Source organism: Streptomyces sp. NPDC107517 (genome assembly GCF_055582645.1).
In genome coordinates, this window is record NZ_JBVJPM010000006.1 from 53,367 (window position 1) to 69,008 (window position 15,642).

General features: G+C 71.4%; 13 protein-coding genes and 1 pseudogene. 4 read left to right on the forward strand and 10 right to left on the reverse strand.

Annotated features, from left to right (window positions below):
- Positions 1-53: 53 nt before the first annotated feature.
- The 3 genes from ACZ67T_RS16135 to ACZ67T_RS16145 form a co-directional block, all read right to left on the reverse strand.
- Positions 54-1,394 carry an MFS transporter gene (locus tag ACZ67T_RS16135; RefSeq protein ID WP_469984501.1) on the reverse strand — a complete coding sequence of 447 codons (1,341 nt, stop codon included), beginning with the start codon at positions 1,392-1,394 and terminating at the stop codon, positions 54-56.
- Between the two features lie 40 nt (positions 1,395-1,434).
- Positions 1,435-2,940, reverse strand: a complete 1,506-nt coding sequence (locus tag ACZ67T_RS16140; RefSeq protein WP_469984503.1) for an NAD-dependent succinate-semialdehyde dehydrogenase — start codon at positions 2,938-2,940, stop codon at positions 1,435-1,437.
- A gap of 261 nt (positions 2,941-3,201) precedes the next feature.
- Positions 3,202-3,975 (reverse strand): IclR family transcriptional regulator, encoded by a 774-nt coding sequence (locus ACZ67T_RS16145; protein ID WP_469984505.1) that lies wholly within the window; start codon positions 3,973-3,975, stop codon positions 3,202-3,204.
- Between the two features lie 326 nt (positions 3,976-4,301).
- Between ACZ67T_RS16145 and fae the strand changes: the two genes are divergently transcribed.
- Positions 4,302-4,850, forward strand: a complete 549-nt coding sequence (gene fae, locus ACZ67T_RS16150; protein ID WP_469984507.1) for a formaldehyde-activating enzyme — start codon at positions 4,302-4,304, stop codon at positions 4,848-4,850.
- Positions 4,851-4,933: 83 nt separating this feature from the next.
- On the forward strand, positions 4,934-5,869 hold the full coding sequence (locus tag ACZ67T_RS16155) for an NAD(P)-dependent oxidoreductase (protein WP_469984509.1): 936 nt from the start codon (positions 4,934-4,936) through the stop codon (positions 5,867-5,869).
- 411 nt (positions 5,870-6,280) lie between these two features.
- Here the strand turns inward: ACZ67T_RS16155 and ACZ67T_RS16160 are convergent, their stop codons facing one another.
- Positions 6,281-6,703 carry a universal stress protein gene (locus ACZ67T_RS16160; protein WP_469984996.1) on the reverse strand — a complete coding sequence of 141 codons (423 nt, stop codon included), beginning with the start codon at positions 6,701-6,703 and terminating at the stop codon, positions 6,281-6,283.
- Positions 6,704-7,317: 614 nt separating this feature from the next.
- Here ACZ67T_RS16160 and ACZ67T_RS16165 point away from each other — a divergent pair.
- Positions 7,318-7,737, forward strand: coding sequence for a hypothetical protein (locus ACZ67T_RS16165; protein WP_469984510.1), 420 nt, complete (start codon positions 7,318-7,320; stop codon positions 7,735-7,737).
- Positions 7,631-8,404: pseudogene (locus ACZ67T_RS16170) on the forward strand (AfsR/SARP family transcriptional regulator); the annotation flags it as partial. The gene ACZ67T_RS16165 and the pseudogene ACZ67T_RS16170, both read left to right, overlap by 107 nt.
- Positions 8,405-9,153: 749 nt before the next feature.
- Here ACZ67T_RS16170 and ACZ67T_RS16175 read toward each other — a convergent pair.
- The 6 genes from ACZ67T_RS16175 to ACZ67T_RS16200 form a co-directional block, all read right to left on the reverse strand.
- Positions 9,154-10,662 (reverse strand): carotenoid oxygenase family protein, encoded by a 1,509-nt coding sequence (locus ACZ67T_RS16175; RefSeq protein ID WP_469984512.1) that lies wholly within the window; start codon positions 10,660-10,662, stop codon positions 9,154-9,156.
- A 134-nt stretch (positions 10,663-10,796) separates the two neighbouring features.
- Positions 10,797-11,924, reverse strand: a complete 1,128-nt coding sequence (locus tag ACZ67T_RS16180; RefSeq protein WP_469984513.1) for a hypothetical protein — start codon at positions 11,922-11,924, stop codon at positions 10,797-10,799.
- Positions 11,925-12,257: 333 nt separating this feature from the next.
- On the reverse strand, positions 12,258-12,575 hold the full coding sequence (locus ACZ67T_RS16185) for a putative quinol monooxygenase (protein WP_469984515.1): 318 nt from the start codon (positions 12,573-12,575) through the stop codon (positions 12,258-12,260).
- 61 nt (positions 12,576-12,636) lie between these two features.
- Positions 12,637-13,716 carry a phosphotransferase family protein gene (locus tag ACZ67T_RS16190; RefSeq protein WP_469984517.1) on the reverse strand — a complete coding sequence of 360 codons (1,080 nt, stop codon included), beginning with the start codon at positions 13,714-13,716 and terminating at the stop codon, positions 12,637-12,639.
- Positions 13,717-13,827: 111 nt separating this feature from the next.
- Entirely contained in the window at positions 13,828-14,640 is an 813-nt protein-coding gene (locus ACZ67T_RS16195; protein ID WP_469984518.1) for an SDR family oxidoreductase, read from the reverse strand.
- 114 nt (positions 14,641-14,754) lie between these two features.
- A complete protein-coding gene (locus ACZ67T_RS16200) occupies positions 14,755-15,627 on the reverse strand; it encodes an SCO6745 family protein (protein WP_469984520.1) in 873 nt (290 codons plus the stop codon).
- Between the last annotated feature and the right edge of the window lie 15 nt (positions 15,628-15,642).

Consider the following 15,642-nt stretch of genomic DNA (forward strand, 5'->3'; position numbering starts at 1 on the left):
GAGCACATAGGCAGAGCGAGAGCCGGAGGCCGAGATCGAGGCAGGGGCCCGTGTCAGCGCCCCGCGCGCGCCGTGTGGGCGAGGTCCATGTCCGTCGTCTCCGGGGCCAGGAAGTGGGATACCAGACCGCCGAGCGCGAGCACCGCCGCGCCGACCAGCAGGACGAATCGCGGGCCCACGTGTTCCAGTCCCATCGGCAGCAGGAACGTACCGATCGCGGCACCCACCCGGCTGATGGCCGCAGCGAATCCGACGCCCGTGGTGCGCAGCGCGGTGGGGAAGACCTCCAGCGGATACACCGCCGTCAGCGCGCTGGACGCCGCGTTGAGGAAGATGAAGAACAGGAAACCGCCCACCACGACGGGCGTGACGTCCGGCCACATGGCCACCAGAGCGAGGCAGACCGCGGTGATCCAGAACGGGGGGATCAGGAGCTTGCGGCGGCCGATGCGCTCGACGACGAGGCAGCCGAGCGTGACGCCCGCGACGGCGGTGAACGCGTAGACGAGGAGTGCGGCGACCGCGTTGTCGCCCATGTTCAGTGCCTCGAACACCTCGCTCCAGAAGGCGCCGATCGCGAAGTACGGCAGGACGAGCGCCGCCCAGAAAGTGCCGGCGAAGACGGTCGCCCGAAGGTGCTTGCGGCTGAACAGGGCTCGGAATCCCGCCTGTTCACCGGTCTCGGCGAGTTCGGCGTCCGCGTCGAGCTCGATGCCGTACCGCTCGATGAGCGTCTGGGCCTCCTCGGTGCGGCCCTTGCTGAGGAGCCAGCGCGCCGACTCCGGCACGCCCCCGCGCAGTGCCAGACAGACGACGGCGATGACCGCGCCGCTGGACAGGGACCAGCGCCAGCCGCCGTCCATCTCGGCGAAGAGGGCGCCGACCACGGTGGCCAGGGCGTATCCCCCGTACCAACTGATCTCCAGGCTGCCGAGCAGTCGGCCGCGGCCCTTGCTGGGCGCGTACTCGGACAGCAGAGGTGCGCCCACCGCGTACTCGCCGCCGATCGCCAGGCCCATCACCAGGCGGATCAGGAAGAGTTGGGTGCCGTCCCCCACGAAGAACTGCGCCACCGAGCTGATCAGGAAGATCAGCATGTCGACCATGAAGACGGGGCGGCGCCCGAACCGGTCGGCGAGCCAGCCGAAGACCGGTCCGCCGAAGAAGATGCCGATCAGCGGCGAGGCTCCGACCAGACCCTGGGCGACCGTGCCCAGATGCAGGTCCGCGGTGAGCGCGGTCATCGCCATGCCGATGCCGCCGATGACGTAGCCGTCCAGGCCCTGGCCCAACTGGGTCGCGGTCTTCAGGCGGAAGTGCAGCCGGGCCCGGTCGCGGGGGCTGCCCGCCGTCGGCGAGCCGTGGGGGCGCTGGGAGACAGGCGTCATTGCCATGGGGACTCCGTAGGTTGTGGGGACAGGGGCGGGCCGGGAATCAGAGGGTGGGCCAGTCCAGGGCTACGTACTTGGTCTCCAGGAACGCCTCGATTCCTTCGCGGCCTCCCTCGCGGCCGATGCCGGACTGCTTGACGCCGCCGAAGGGGGCGGCCGTGTCGGAGATCAGGCCGCGGTTGAGGCCGACCATGCCGGTCTCCAGGCGCTCGGCGATCCGCAGGCCGCGGGCCAGGTCGCGGGTGTAGACGTACGAGGCGAGGCCGTACGCGGTGTCGTTGGCGGCGGCGAGCATCTCCTCTTCGTCGGTGAAGGTGACGATGGGCGCGACCGGGCCGAAGACCTCGGTGTGCAGGATGTCGGCGTCGGCGGGGACGTCGGTGAGGACGGTGGCCGGGTGGTACCAGCCGCCGTCGGCGGGGACCTCGCCCTGCGCGGCGATCCGGGCGCCGCGGTTCACGGCGTCGGCGACGAGGCCGGAGATGCGTTCCACCGCCGCCGGGTTGATCATCGGGCCGAGGGTGACGCCCTCGGCGAAGCCGGGCCCGGCCTTGACCTCACGCATCGCGGCGCCGAACTTCTCGGTGAACTCCGCGGCGACGTCGGCGTGCACGTAGAACCGGTTGGCGGCGATGCACACCTCTCCCCCGCCACGCATCTTGGCGTCCATCGCACCGCGTACGGCGGCGTCGATGTCGGCGTCGGCGAGGACCACGAACGGGGCGTTGCCGCCGAGTTCCATCGTCACGTTGACGACGTGGTCGGCGCACTGGCGCAGCAGGACGCGGCCGGTGGCGGTGGAGCCGGTGAAGGAGAACTTGCGGACTCGCTCGTCGTCCAGCCAGGCGGAGACGGTCTCGGGGGCGCGGTCGGTCGGCAGTACGTTGAGCAGGCCGGCCGGCAGTCCCGCCTCGGCGAGCAGCGCGGCGACGGCCAGCGCGGTCAGGGGGGTCTCGGGCGCCGGCTTGAGCACGACGGGGCAGCCGGCCGCGAGCGCCGGGGCGATCTTGCGGGTGGCCATAGCGGCGGGGAAGTTCCACGGCGTCACGAACGCGGTGACGCCGACGGGTGCCTTGAGGATCGCGTGCCGGAAGCCGCCCGCCGGTGCCTCGCCGAAGCCGGAGCCGATGCGCACGGCCTCCTCGGCGAACCAGCGGAAGAACTCGGCGGCGTAGCCGACCTCGGCCTTGGCGTCGCGGTACGCCTTGCCGTTCTCCAGGGTGATGAGCCGGGCGAGGGCGTCGCTGTGCTCGTGCATCAGGCGGAAGGCGCCGGTGAGGATCTCGGAGCGGCGGCGGGCCGGGGTGCGCCGCCACTCCTCGGCCGCGGCCGACGCGGCGTCGAGGGCGTCGGCCGCGTCCTTCGCCGAGGCGGCGCCGACCTCACGGACGACCTCACCGGTGGCCGGGTCGTACACCGGGTACGTGCGGCCGTCGGACGCGGCACGCCACTGCCCGCCGATCCACAAGTCCCCTTCTCCATAAGGCGACTTGACGATGCTCTCGATATCGGTGGCGAGGTCGGTTCCGACGCCGGGGTCGATGTCCATGGACTGCTCCTTGCACCGGGTCGCGGGCGCTCAGGGCGCACGGAACCGGCAGGTGGAAGAAAGTGTTGCCAAGCAGACCGGCCGAAAAGGGCGTGCCGAAGGGCAGGCCCGGTGCGGGGCGGGGACGTCTCTGGGGTCTCTGTCCGTCGCGCTGGGGCCGGGATGCGAGGAATTTACGGGCCGTTAACCGCCGGGAACAAGACGTCTGTGGCGATCGAGACGTGAGTTGCGCTCAGCGCAACCGCTCCCCCGTGCCTCCGCCTACTGCCGCGGCTCCCAGCCGAGCTGGGCCGACACCTTCGCCGCGGCGGCCGCGGCGGCTCGTCCCGCGTGGTCGAGGCGCTCCGCGAACCGCTCGGCGGGCGCGGTGACGTTGAGGGCGGCCACGACCCGGCCGCGGAAGTCGCGCACCGCGGCGGAGACACCGACGAGCCCGGGCTCGAACTCCTCGACCTCCCGGGCGAATCCCTCCGCCTCGGCCCGCCGGATGCGGGACCAGAGGTCGGGTACCGACACCTCTTCGGTGGCGCCGAACCGCACATACAGATCATCGGGGCTGGCGCCCTCCAGAAGCACCGGCCCCGCGGAGGTGATCCAGGCGGAACAGCCGCGGCCCTCCCATTCGCGCAGCCGGTAGGAGTGTCCGGACACCGAGAGCAGGGTGCGCACCTCCCTGTCGTGCAGCACGCACAGGTGGGTGGTCTCCTCCAGGTCCGCGGCCAGCCGGTGCATGACGGGCCCCGCCACGCGTACGACCCGGCTCTCCGAGGTCCGCGCGACCAGCGAGAACAGCCGCCAGCCGAGCCGGTACTCGAGGCTGTCGGGGTCCCTCTCGACGATGCCCTCGTCGGCGAGCGCCTTGAGCGCCCGGGACACCTGACTCTTGTCGCGCCCCACCAGCTGGGCTATGCGTACGACGCCGAGGCCGCCGGTGCGGTGGGCCTCGGGCGAGCCGAGGGCTTCGAGGAGGTCGACGTCGCGGCGCAGGCCGTGGCCTTGGCTGCGGACGGACCGGGGGACGTTCGCTTCGTTCACGCTCGCATCGTAAAGGGTCGGCCCATCGGCGAAGTGCCTGGTCAGAGTGTGGTCACACGAGGGGCCGGCGCGGGTGGGAGCGTGGGGGTTGCGCGCATCGCAACCCCGGTTTCGATTTCCGGTGCGGGCTTGCACGCCGGTCGCGCGGCGGCCTAGTTTCGCCGAGCAGCCGGCCGAAGGCGGGTACGTCCCGCCGGTGTGGCAGCGTCTCGTGCCGCGAGTCGGCACACCCTTCAACTCGTCCGGCGTGCCCGCCTGTTGGGCCTTCCGCGCCCCTGGCCCGACCCCACCCTGTCTCGCCCTGATCCTCGTACGGGAGCACCACCATGCCCTTCGCCTCCACCGCCCTCATCGGTGAAGCCTTCGTCGGTGACGGCGTCAATGCCGCACACACCAACATCGTCCTCGGCCGCAAGGGCGGTCCGGTGGAGACCGCCTGGGCCACCGCCCTGGCCACGCCGAGCGCGGGGCACGTGCCGTTCATGACGGTCGTACGCCCCTCGGTGCCGGTGAAGCCGCTGACACTGTTCGTCAACAAGGCGGCTGCCGTCGGGGAACTGCACGAGCGCGCCACCTGGGGCTCGGCCCAGGCGGGCCTCGCACAGGGAGTCGCCGACGCCGTGCTCGACGGCACCGTCCCCGCCGACGAGGCGGACGACCTGCTGATCATCGCCGCGATCTGGGTCAACCCGGGCGTCGACGACCTCGACGAGTCCTTCCGTAACCAGCGCGTCGCCGCCCACCAGGCGCTGCGCGCCGCCGTCGAGGGCCGGCCGACAGCCGGGGACGTGATCGACGCGGTCAAGTCCGGCGTCACCAACCCGTTCTACACGCCGTCGGCACAGCAGCTCGCGGACTCGGCGCCCAAGGCCTGACCATCCGTTCAACTCCCCACCCCCGCACCACACTTACGGCATTCCCCTTACACCCTCGTACGCCGCTGCAGTAAGGAAAGATCATGAGGATCGGATTCATCGGTCTCGGCAACATGGGCGGCCACATGGCCCGTCATCTCATCCAGGCGGGGCACCAGGTGACGGTGCACGACACCCGCCCCGAGACGGCCGCCGAGCACGTGGCACTCGGTGCCGCGTGGGCGGAGACCGCCGCTCTGTGCGCGAGCGACGCCGAGGTCCTGGTGACGATGCTGCCCAACCCGCGCATCGTCGAGGACGTGTTGCTGCGCGGCGCGGTCGCCGAGGCGCTGCCCGTCGGGTCACTGTGGATCGACATGTCGACGTCCACGCCGGCCGCCGCCGACCGGGTCGCCGCCGAGGTGCTCGACAAGCGCGGTGTGCGCCGGATCGACGCACCGGTGAGCGGTATGGCGCACGGTGCCAGGGCCGGGATGCTGCAGATCTTCGTCGGTGGCTCCGATGCCGACTTCGCGGCGGCGCTGCCCGTGCTCGAGGTGATGGGTGACCCCGACCGCATCCTCCACGTGGGTCCGCTGGGCGCCGGTTACACGGTCAAACTCATGATCAACCTGCTCTGGTTCACCCACCTCACGGCCTCCGCCGAGGTCCTGGCGATGGGCGTGAAGGCGGGCGTCGGCCTGGACACCCTGCGCAACGCGCTCCTGGCCAGCCCGGCCGCCTCGAACTTCCTCGAGAACGACATCATGTCCATCCTGACCGACGGGGACTACGACGACTCCTTCGCCATGGCACTCGCCTGCAAGGACCTCGGGCTCGCCGTGGACCTGGGCCGCGACATCGGCGTCCCCACCGAACTGTCGGCCCTGGTCGAGCAGATCTACCGCCGCTCCAAGGCCCAGCACGGCGACCTGGCCGGCGAGATGAGCCCGGTCCGTCTCTACGAGTCCCTGGCGGGCCAGGAATTCCGGCTCCCGGCGACGCAGGCACGGGAGGCGGACACGCCGGCGGCCGTGTGACCGAGAGGCCGGGTGGCACGAGGTAGCGCTTGGGCCCGGTGCCGGTCGTGGCACGGGGCCCAAGTGGCGGGCTCCCCCGCGCCTCCCTGCCCGCCTCCGTTCGGCTCCGTGCCCGCGCGGATGCGGCCGGAAGGGCACAGCGTGCCGGTGCCTTGCCCACGGGGCGTCGGGCGGACGGGATCTTCTCGTTCCGCGGTTTCGTCCCGGCGTAAGAGTCCCGGGTCCATGCGAGCGCCACACTCTTGGCCGACCGATACCCGCCCTTCGCTCGGCCGGACAGGACTGATGGCAAACAGCGCCGTCGACCATGACTCCGACGACGCTGACAACATCACCGATCACTCGGCCGGCGCGTGACGCCGGAACACTTCTGACCCAGGGGTGAGGCCGACTGGCACTACGGGCGGGCGGTCACTCGACAGGCACGTCCGGCCGGATGATCGTCACCGCGCACGGAGCGTGCTGCGCCACCCGCTGACTGACCGACCCGAGCAGCGCCCGTCGGAAGCTGCCGTGGCCGCGGCCGCCCACGACCAGCATCTCGGCCCCCTCGGCGGCATCCACCAGCACCTCGGCCGCATTGCCACGCACCAGGCGTTCGTGCACCAGGGAGCCGCCGTTCTCGCCGAGGACGGCGCGGACCTCCTCGATCAGACCCTGCTCGGCCACGCCCTCGTCGAATTCGGTGTCCACCGCCGGCGCCGACCACGAGGCCATGCCGGGTACCTCCCACGCCGTGACCGCCTCCACTCTCCCGCCCACCAGGCCCGCGTACCGGACCGCCCAGCGCAGCGCGGCCTGCGAAGAGGGAGAACCGTCGACGCCCACTACGATCCTCGGCACCCTGTCCATCGCGTTCACCCTTCCGACGCTTTTACCTCCACAGTGTCCGAAACCCATACACATCGCCACGTGAGGCGGCCGACCGTCAGCCAAGGGCCATATCCGCCGGGAGCGGTGTCAGGCCCGCTCTGCCCGACCTCGGCGGTGACCGCCATGCGCCCTTCGGTGGCGCCCCGGAGACCAACCAGGCGAAGTGGTTGTCGCCCTGCTCTCGCGACGGCGGGCCGCTCCCCATCGGTCCGAGCACGGATCGTCCGCCCCCACCCGAAGATCGCGACGGGTGCGTGCGTACGGAGTCGAGTTCGTATCCGGTCAGCGCCTGCTCAGGAGCCACCGGCAGCTCGGCCGACGCTTGCTCGAACCACCTTCAGTTGTGCGGATTGTGCGATCTAGGTCCGCCTTCCCGACCGGGCGTGCTGCAATGCTGACGAAAACCCGATGATGTACGGGAGTGGAGGTCGGGGGTGGACGGGAGACCGCCTCAGCGGCTTCGCATCGAGGTGCTCGGGCCGTTGCGAGCCTGGCGGGGCGAGACACCCCTGGACCTGGGGCCGGCCAAACGGCAGGCCGTACTCGCCGCGTTGTTGCTCCGCCACGGGGCCGTCGTGAGTCACGAGCGGCTGCTCGACGGAGTGTGGGGGGCCGATCCTCCCGCAACCGGTCGCAAGGTGCTGGCCAGTCACGTCAATCCGTTGCGCAGAGCACTCGACGCCGCAGGCACCCGGCCCGCAGAGTCGGTGATCCTCAGCGGCAAAGGCTGGTACCGCTGCGCGGCCGACGAGATCCGTCTCGACGTGGCGGACCTGGCCGAACGGGGCGACGGGGCGCTGCGTACGAAGGCATCGGGCGATCTGCCCAGCGCCGCGGAGCAGCTGTCGGGCAGCGCTCGCGCTGTTCCAGGGCGAGCCCCTGGCCAACCTGCCGCGACCGTTCGCGCAGGCCGAGCGGCAGCGTCTGCTCGAGCGCCGGCGAACGCTGCGGCTGGCCCGGCTCGAATGTCTCGTTCTGCTCGGCCGGTTCGCTGACGCCCTGGACGACCTGGCCTGCCTGCCCGAGTCAGACCGGTACGACGAATCGCTGATGGCCTTGCGGATGCGCGCCCTGTACCACTGCGAGCGCCAGGCGGAGGCCCTGAACGCCTATGAGGACCTGCGTGTACGGCTGCGGGACGAGCTCGGCGTCCATCCCGGTGAGGAGCTCAGCCGGATCCACGACGCCGTGCTGCGTCGGGACAACGCCACTCTCCTCGGTTCCGCGGCGGGCCCGGCCGATGCGCCGGACCGGTCCCGGCCTCGCCCCACCGTCAATCAGCTGCCGGGCGACACCGGGCAGCTCGTCGGGCGTAAGGACGAACTGGCTCTCCTGACGGCGTCCTGCGAGCCCGACTCGGTCTCCGTCGTGGCGGTGGACGGTCCGGCAGGGGTCGGCAAGCCCGCGCTCGTCGTGCGCGCGGCCCAGCACATCCGCGACCGCTACCCGGACGGCTGCCTGTTCGTGGACCTGCACGCGCACAGCACAGCGCGTCAGAAGCTCTCGCCGCAGCGAGTGCTGAGGCGATTGCTGCGCTCCATCGGTGCGGACGACCGTGAAGTGCCGAACGACCTCGACGAACTCATGACGCAGTGGCGCACCGCAACCAGCTCCCTGCGACTGCTGCTCGTGCTCGACGATGCCCTGGGCACGCGGCAGGTACAGCCGCTGCTCCCGGCCGGCCCGGGTAGCAGCGTGATCGTGGCCAGCCGGCAGCGACTGCCCGCGCTGGATGCCGATCGGCGGGTCACCCCGGACACTCTGGGCACCGGCGACGCGACACGCCTGATCCGGCACATCGTCGGGCAGGAGCGCACCGATCAAGAGCCCGAGGCCACAGGTGAGTTGGTCCGGATGTGCGACGGGCTGCCACTCGCACTGCGCATCGCCGGTACGCGACTGCAGACCCGCCCGGCCTGGACGCTGGCCTACCTCGTGGAACGCATGACGGGCGACGCGCACCGTCTGGGCGAACTGAGCGCCGGGGACCGCAGCGTGGAGGCGGCCTTCCGCCTGTCCTACGAGCAGCTCTCACCGACGCAGCAGCAGGGATTTCGCACCCTGGGTCTGGCACCGACGGTCGAGTTCGATCTGCGGACTCCAGCGGCCATGCTGGGCTGGTCGCCCCAGAACGCCGAGCTGGTCCTGGAGAGTCTGGTGGACACGAGTCTTCTGCAGCAGCCGCGTCCGGGCCGCTACCGGATGCACGACCTGGTGCGCGTCCACGCCCGGCGGCTGGCCGATACCGCACCCGCCACAACCGGCGCCGCGCGCAGGGCCGCCCTCCGCCTCTATCTCGACTCCGGCCGGTCGCCAGCGTCTGGGGGGCCGACGCCGAGAGCGCGCGCAGGCGGTCGACGGACTCAGCCGCTCCGGGACTCTCGAGCAGTGACACGCACAGAGTTCTGGCCTCACGCGTCCGGGACCCAGCTCCCGTGGAAGCCGAGCGGTACCCGCCCCGGCAGGTGGATGCGGGCCAGGGGGCGGGCGGTGAAGTCCGCGGCGGAGAGGACGACCAGGTCACTGGCTCCGCGGTCGGGGTTGTGGACGTAGGACAGGACGTAGCCGTCGTCCTCGTCCCGTGCTCCGCGACGGGGTACGAACACGGGCTCTCCGGCCGCCGCGCCGTGCGGGAAGCGGTGCACCTGCCGGCTGCCTCGCAGCATGTCGTGCTTGACCAGGCAGTTGGTGAACTTGTCGTCCGGCGGCACCCCGTCGACCGTTTCGTAGGCGCGCCACATCTCCGCGGCGCTCGCCGTGTACGCGAAGCGGTGCCGCCGCGACACAAGGGACTCGTTGACGCGCGGGAACTCCTGCGGCAGGTCGTCGAGCCGGGTGCTGGTCACGCGTCCGGCACGCAGGTCGATCGTCCAGCGGTCGAGCGCCGGTGCACCGGTCGCCGAGGGCCCGCCGTTGCCCCGGCCCGCGGCGTAGAACGGCGCGGGCATGGTGGTGAGTTCCATGACGACGGTGTCGCCCTGGTCGTACGCGTTGAGCGTGTGCGAGTAGAACACCGGATCGATCTCGAACCAGCGGGTGGCGCCGCCGGTCCGCGGCATCACGCCCACCCGCATCGGGTGCTTCGGGTTCCACACGTAGGGCACGGGTGCGCCCGCTTCGGCGGCTGCCGTGTCGAAGGTGATCGGCACGTCGACGATCACCACGTACTTCCCGGTCAGGGCGAAATCGTGCATCATCGGCGCGTCCGCGACCTGGATCCTGGTGGTCCGTGCCACCCGGCCGGTCCCGTCGATCACGAGGTGCCGCACGTGGTCCCAGGTCGGGTAGTACGTCACCGCGTGCAGTTCGTCCGCCGCCGCGTCGTACTTGGTGTGCGCGGTGAACGCACCTTCCAGCGTGGAGCGGAAGTCGTAGGGCCGCACCGTGTCGAGCTCGCCGTCCAGTTCGTACGGCAGCGGGCCGCTCTCCTGGAGGGCCAGGATGCGCCCCTTGTACGGGATGACGTGGGTGTTGCAGGCGAAGTCGTCCGGCGGCACCTCGCCCGGGTACGGCTCGCCCAGTTTCCGTGCCACCTGCGAGGAACGCACCCAGCGGTTGCGGTACCACTCGGCACGCCCGCCGCGCAGCCGCACCCCGTGCACCATGCCGTCCCCGAGCATCCAGTGGTGGGCGCGGGGGTCCTCGACTCCCAGTGCGTTGGGGCCGGTTCGCAGATAGCGGCCGTCCAGATCGCGCGGTACCCGGCCGGTCACCTCTAGGCCGAACGCGGTGAGTTCCTCGGTGACCGGAGCGAACGCGCCCTCCAGGAAGGGAGTCGACCCACCTGGCGCGGCCCCCTTGGCACGGGTCGCGGCCCGTGCCTCGGTGGCGAAGCGGCCGGGACCGTAGCCCCCGACGACGCTGCCGGCTGCCGCGACTGCCGCTCCCTGGAGGATCCTTCGGCGTGTGTGACTGCTCATCGCTCTTCCCCGTCCCTGGCCCGTGCCCGGCGGTCCTCGCCGGTGCTGGGAAAAGCCTGCCGCGCGGCCGACGGAGAGTCAGTCGGCCTGAGCCCCGGGTGGGGGTGGTGCCGGCAACACCCCCACCCGGGTCGCTAACCGGGTACGTCAGCAGTCTCCCGGCTCCCGGCCAGCCGCAGTGTGGCAACGGCCGCAAGGCCCGCCGCGAGGCCAAAGGTGAGCCCGGCCGGGACGCCGTTGCCCAGCGTCGAGAACACGTGAACAGGCCCGTACACGGTGGCCGTGTCGTCGATCGCCATGTGCAGCACTTGGCTCGCCATCAGTCCCAGTACGGTTGCGCAGACCGCGCCCACCGCCATCGCCGGCGCCGTCGTGCGTGTGAGCAGGCCGGGCAGCAGACGCAGCGCCCACCACACCACGGCCAGCAGGAGCACGTCGACGGCGCGGTACAGCAGCCAGTCCCCGAACCCGGTGCCTCCGGGGCCCGTCCAGCCGCCGAGCAGCAGCCACTGGCGCAGCAGGTCGCCGGGCTCGGACAGCATTCCCGCGCCGCCGAACGAGGTCTGGATCCAGGCCGCCACCGATTGGTACGAGAGGACCACCAGCGACAGCGCGACCACCGCCGTCCCCACGCTCGCGGCCAGGCGGGCCGGGCGCGGTGGCACACTCTGCCGGGGCAGCGGCTCCTCACCCTTGGCGGTGACACGCGCCACGAGCACCGTGACCGCGGCGGTCAACAGTCCTGCGAACACCGTGACCGGGCCGCTCGACGCGACCGCACTCGCCACTGCCGGCAGGACCCGGTAGCTGCCGTGCCCCCTGGATGCGATCAGCCACGGCGCGGAGACCGTGACGGCCAATGTTCCTGCCACCGGGGCCCAGGCCCACAGCGCGAGCAGGGTGGCCGGCGTGCGGCCCTGCGTCGGCGGGATCCTGCGGACCAGAAGCAGCGCGCCGGCGAGGAAGAACACGAAGACCGCCACGAATCTGATCTGCATCGCGGTGCTGTACAGATCGGCGTACTGGGCGCTTGCGCCCGCCGCTGTGGTGTCACCCACGGGCCCGCCGGACATCAGGTCCGCCGGGGAGTCCCACGACCAGGGTGCGAGCCAGCGCAGGAGTTCGCTCACGGACTGTGGATCGAACACGCTCGTGGTGCCGCGCAGTTGCAATGCCTGCGTGCTCGCCCCCGCCCACCACAGCAACAGCGTGATGAGCAGGCCTCCGACCAGTGCCGGAATCACCGAACGCCGGTATGTCATGTGTCGTCCCCCACCTTGGCCCTGCAGCTGTATGTGCTGCGATCAGCGGAAGAATAGGGGGTGGTGATCGCGTGCCGCATGCGTCCCCGGTGTACCGCTGTGGTCGGCGCCGTGGCACCCCGGTGTCAGCGGCTCCGGCGCGGGATGACCACGCGGGTGCCCGTGCGGGGATGGGGCAGTGCCTCCACGGGGCCGACGGTATGCGTCGCCGAGGAGCGGCTCGTCGGAGATCTCGGACGGGGTGCCGGTCGCGGCGACGCGGCCGTGGTGGAGCGCGGCGGTGCGGTCGCCGTATGCCGCGGCGAGTGTGAGGCCCTGACGGATCGTGTGTGCCTACAGCGCGCCCTTCTCATCGTCTCCCGCAGGAAGCGCGTCGAAGACCGCGACGTCCGCCGGTCCCTCCAGCGCGTCCTTCAGCACGCGTCCGATCCCGGCGAGTGCGGCACCCTTGCCGTGGGTGTGGAGCGCCTCCTTGGACTGCCACTTCTCGACCATGACGAAGTGGCCGGTGGTGCCGGTCTTTCGGTGCAGGGCCCAGCGGGCGCACCCCGGCTCCGCGTGCACATCGGCAGCGGCCGCTCGCAGCGTCTTCTCGACGAGTTCTTCCTGACCGGGCTTGGCGATCATGGTGGCGATGACGACGTACGACATGAGCTGCTTCTCCTGGGTGATCGATGGATCGATGGCAGGCGGGGCGGGGAACGGTGCGGTGTCAGAGGCCGTAGTGGGTGGCCAGTGCCCAGGCATGGTCGACCATCTGGTCGATGTAGGCGGTGCTGGGCGGGCCGCCCTCCGCGGCGTTGCGTGGCTCGTCGAGCGCGCGCCGCAGGACGCCCTCGCCGATGACCGCCACCTTCCACACGGCGAGTACGTGCCAGAAGGCGAGTTCCGGCCCGATGTCACGGCCGCTCGACCGGGCGTAGCTGTCGACGAGTTCGTCGCGTCGGGCGAAGCCGTCCAGCGCCGTGACGCCGAGGGCGGGGCGGTCGGGCGGGACTTCGCCGGGCTCGGGCCAATAGGCGAGCAGGGTGCCCAGGTCGGCCATCGGGTCGCCGAGCGTCGACAGCTCCCAGTCGAGCGCCGCGCGCACGGCGCCGGTGTCCGGCGAGCAGATCACGTTGCGGACGTGCAGGTCGCCGTGGACGAGGACGAGGCTCTGTCGCTCGGGTACGCGGCGGCGCAGCAGTTCGGTCAGCCGGTGGAGGGCGGGCTGGTCGCGGGTGCGGCTCTGTTCCCACTGCCGGGACCACCGTTTCAACTGCCGTTCGGCGTACGGCCGGTGACTGGCGAGGTCGTGCAGGCCCGTCGTCTCCAGGTTCACCGCGTGGATGGCGGCGAGGGTGCGTGTCAGTGACGGGCCCACGCCTGCCCGTACCCGGGTGGGCAGAGCCTTGGCCACTTCCAGGCCGTCGAGCACGATCCCGTCGACGTGCTCCATCACCAGGTGGTGCACGCCGTCGTTGTCACACAGGCCGACCACGGCGGGTACCGGGACCTGGGTGCCGGCGAGGGCCGCCATGATGCGGTGTTCGCGCCCGATGTCGTGGGCGGTGGGCAGGAGGGGGCCGTGCGGAGGACGGCGCACCACCCAGCAGTGGCCGTCGGCGTCGTCGACGCGGTAGGTGAGGTTGCTCTGGCCGAGGCCGATGCGCCGAGCGGTGAGCGGGCCGGTGACCTGCTCGCCCCGCTCCCCCAGCCATCGGGCGAGCGCGCCGGGGTCGGTGCCCGTCGGCGCGCCGGCGACGACGACTTCCGCCTCGCGCTCGTTCCCCCGGTCGGACAGCTCGACCACGCATCCTCCAACGGTCGTGTCTCTTGCGGTTTCACCGACGGCCGCCCGGCGCGAGGTCCTCCGTCATCAGGCCTCAGGTGGCAGTGCGCGACGGGTACGTGCTGTTTCAGATCACTTCACAGACGCCTGATAGCGCCGCATGCCGCGGAGCCACCGGTCGTAGTCGCTTCCCTTGTGGCGGTAGAAATCGAGTACCTGCGGGTGCGGAAGGACGAGGAAGCGTTCGTCCTCGACCGCCTCCATCACGCGGTCGGCGACATCGAGCGGCCGCAGCAGCTCACCGGAGTCCAACACGGCGCGGGCGGCGGCGCGTTCGACCGGATCGTCCGAGCGGGTGCCGGCCATGAGCAGTTCGGTCTCGACGCCCTGCGGGCACAGGCAGCTCACCCGCACCCCGCTGTCCCCGTACGTCACCGAGAGCCATTCGGCGAAGGCCACCGCGCCGTGCTTGCTGACGGAGTACGTCGCGGAGCCGATCTGTGTGAGCAGCCCGGCAGCCGACGCCGTACTGAAGAAGTAGCCTGCGCCGCGCTCCGTCCAGCGTGGCACCAGCAGCTTCGCGGCGCGCACGTGCGCCATCACGTTGACGTCGAGCGCGCGGCTCCACTCGTCCTCGCTCGCGTCGAGCCCCGCGCCACCGCCGACACCCGCGTTGGCGAAGTACAGGTCGACCGGCCCGAACCACTCCTCGGCCGCGTCGACGATCCGCTCCAGGTCGGCCGTCGACGCGGCGTTGCCCGCCACTCTCCCGACCCGCTCGCCGTGCGAACCGGCCAGCTGCTTGACCGTCGCGTCGAGGCGGCCGGCGTCGAGGTCCGTCAGCAGGACGCCTAGAGCGTCGTGTTCGAGGAGGCGCTGCGCGATGGCGGCGCCGATGCCGCCCGCCGCTCCCGTGACGATCGCGACTTTCCCGTTGATCTGCACGAACTCTCCCGTTCCGTTGCTCGACGGTCTCTCCTGCGGCCCCTGCACCGTAATTGAATCCGGTGTCACCTTCAATGCTTCGTGGCCGTGGACCGGAACCGCGCGCAGCGCACGTCAGCCCTTCAGCCGCGTCGCCGCCCACGGCATCAACTCCACTGCCAGGGACTGGCTCCAGGGACGTACCAGGTCGCGCAACTCGGCGCAGCCGTCCGGACCCAGGGCCGTGTAGGGCGCGGCGGCCAATCGGTCGGTTGCCTCCTCGACCGCCGATCTCCGCTCCTCCCCTTCCACGGTGAAGGCCAGGTCAGGGCCGCCGGCGAGCCACCCCCGCCTGCGCAGTCCCTCCACCGCCTCCGCCCATTCGTCCAGTGACCAGGAGCGCGTCGTCCGAAGGGTCTCGGCCCCCACCGGCCCGGCCGCGGCATGGGTGACCAGCGCCTCGACATTGTTCAGCCCGGCGTCCAGGAGCGCCGTCACGTGGCCGTCTCCCCGGAATTCACGCAGCAGCGTCTGGGCATGCCAGAGCACGAGATGCGGCTCGTCGGGCCAGGGCAGCGCGGCGTGCGCGGCGAACAGGGGCCGTCCGTGCAGGTACGGCAGCGCGGCATCCGCGGCGCGCCTGGCCAACTCCGCGGCCCGCCCGATCTCTTCCGACGCGAGAACCTCCGCTCCGAGAATCCTGCGAAGCGTCCCGTCGATGCCGGCGAGCCGCGCGGCGAGGAACGCCTCGGGCGGAGCGGTCCGCCAGGCGGCGGGCAGCGCAGCCCGTACGGCCTTCGGGCTGAAGTTGTAGAAGGTGGCGATCACGACTTCCGGTGCGACCGGGCCCAGGGCCGCCGCGCGGGAGGCGAAGTATCCGGGCCCGCTCTCCACCCCCAGAGCCGCATAGGCGGCGTGCGCCTCGGCCGAGAAATAGACCGCACCGTGGTAGGGCTCGACCGTCTGCCAGGTCCGGCGGGCGTAGGCAGGTGCGTGTGTCGTCGTCATGCGGATGTCCCGTCG

Coding starts and splice junctions, on each gene's coding strand:
- ACZ67T_RS16135 (WP_469984501.1), bottom strand. CDS start 1,394: ATGGCAATGACGCCTGTCTCCCAGCGCCCCCACGGCTCGCCGACGGCG.
- ACZ67T_RS16140 (WP_469984503.1), bottom strand. CDS start 2,940: ATGGACATCGACCCCGGCGTCGGAACCGACCTCGCCACCGATATCGAG.
- fae (WP_469984507.1), top strand. CDS start 4,302: ATGCCCTTCGCCTCCACCGCCCTCATCGGTGAAGCCTTCGTCGGTGAC.
- ACZ67T_RS16155 (WP_469984509.1), top strand. CDS start 4,934: ATGAGGATCGGATTCATCGGTCTCGGCAACATGGGCGGCCACATGGCC.
- ACZ67T_RS16175 (WP_469984512.1), bottom strand. CDS start 10,662: ATGAGCAGTCACACACGCCGAAGGATCCTCCAGGGAGCGGCAGTCGCG.
- ACZ67T_RS16180 (WP_469984513.1), bottom strand. CDS start 11,924: ATGACATACCGGCGTTCGGTGATTCCGGCACTGGTCGGAGGCCTGCTC.
- ACZ67T_RS16185 (WP_469984515.1), bottom strand. CDS start 12,575: ATGTCGTACGTCGTCATCGCCACCATGATCGCCAAGCCCGGTCAGGAA.
- ACZ67T_RS16200 (WP_469984520.1), bottom strand. CDS start 15,627: ATGACGACGACACACGCACCTGCCTACGCCCGCCGGACCTGGCAGACG.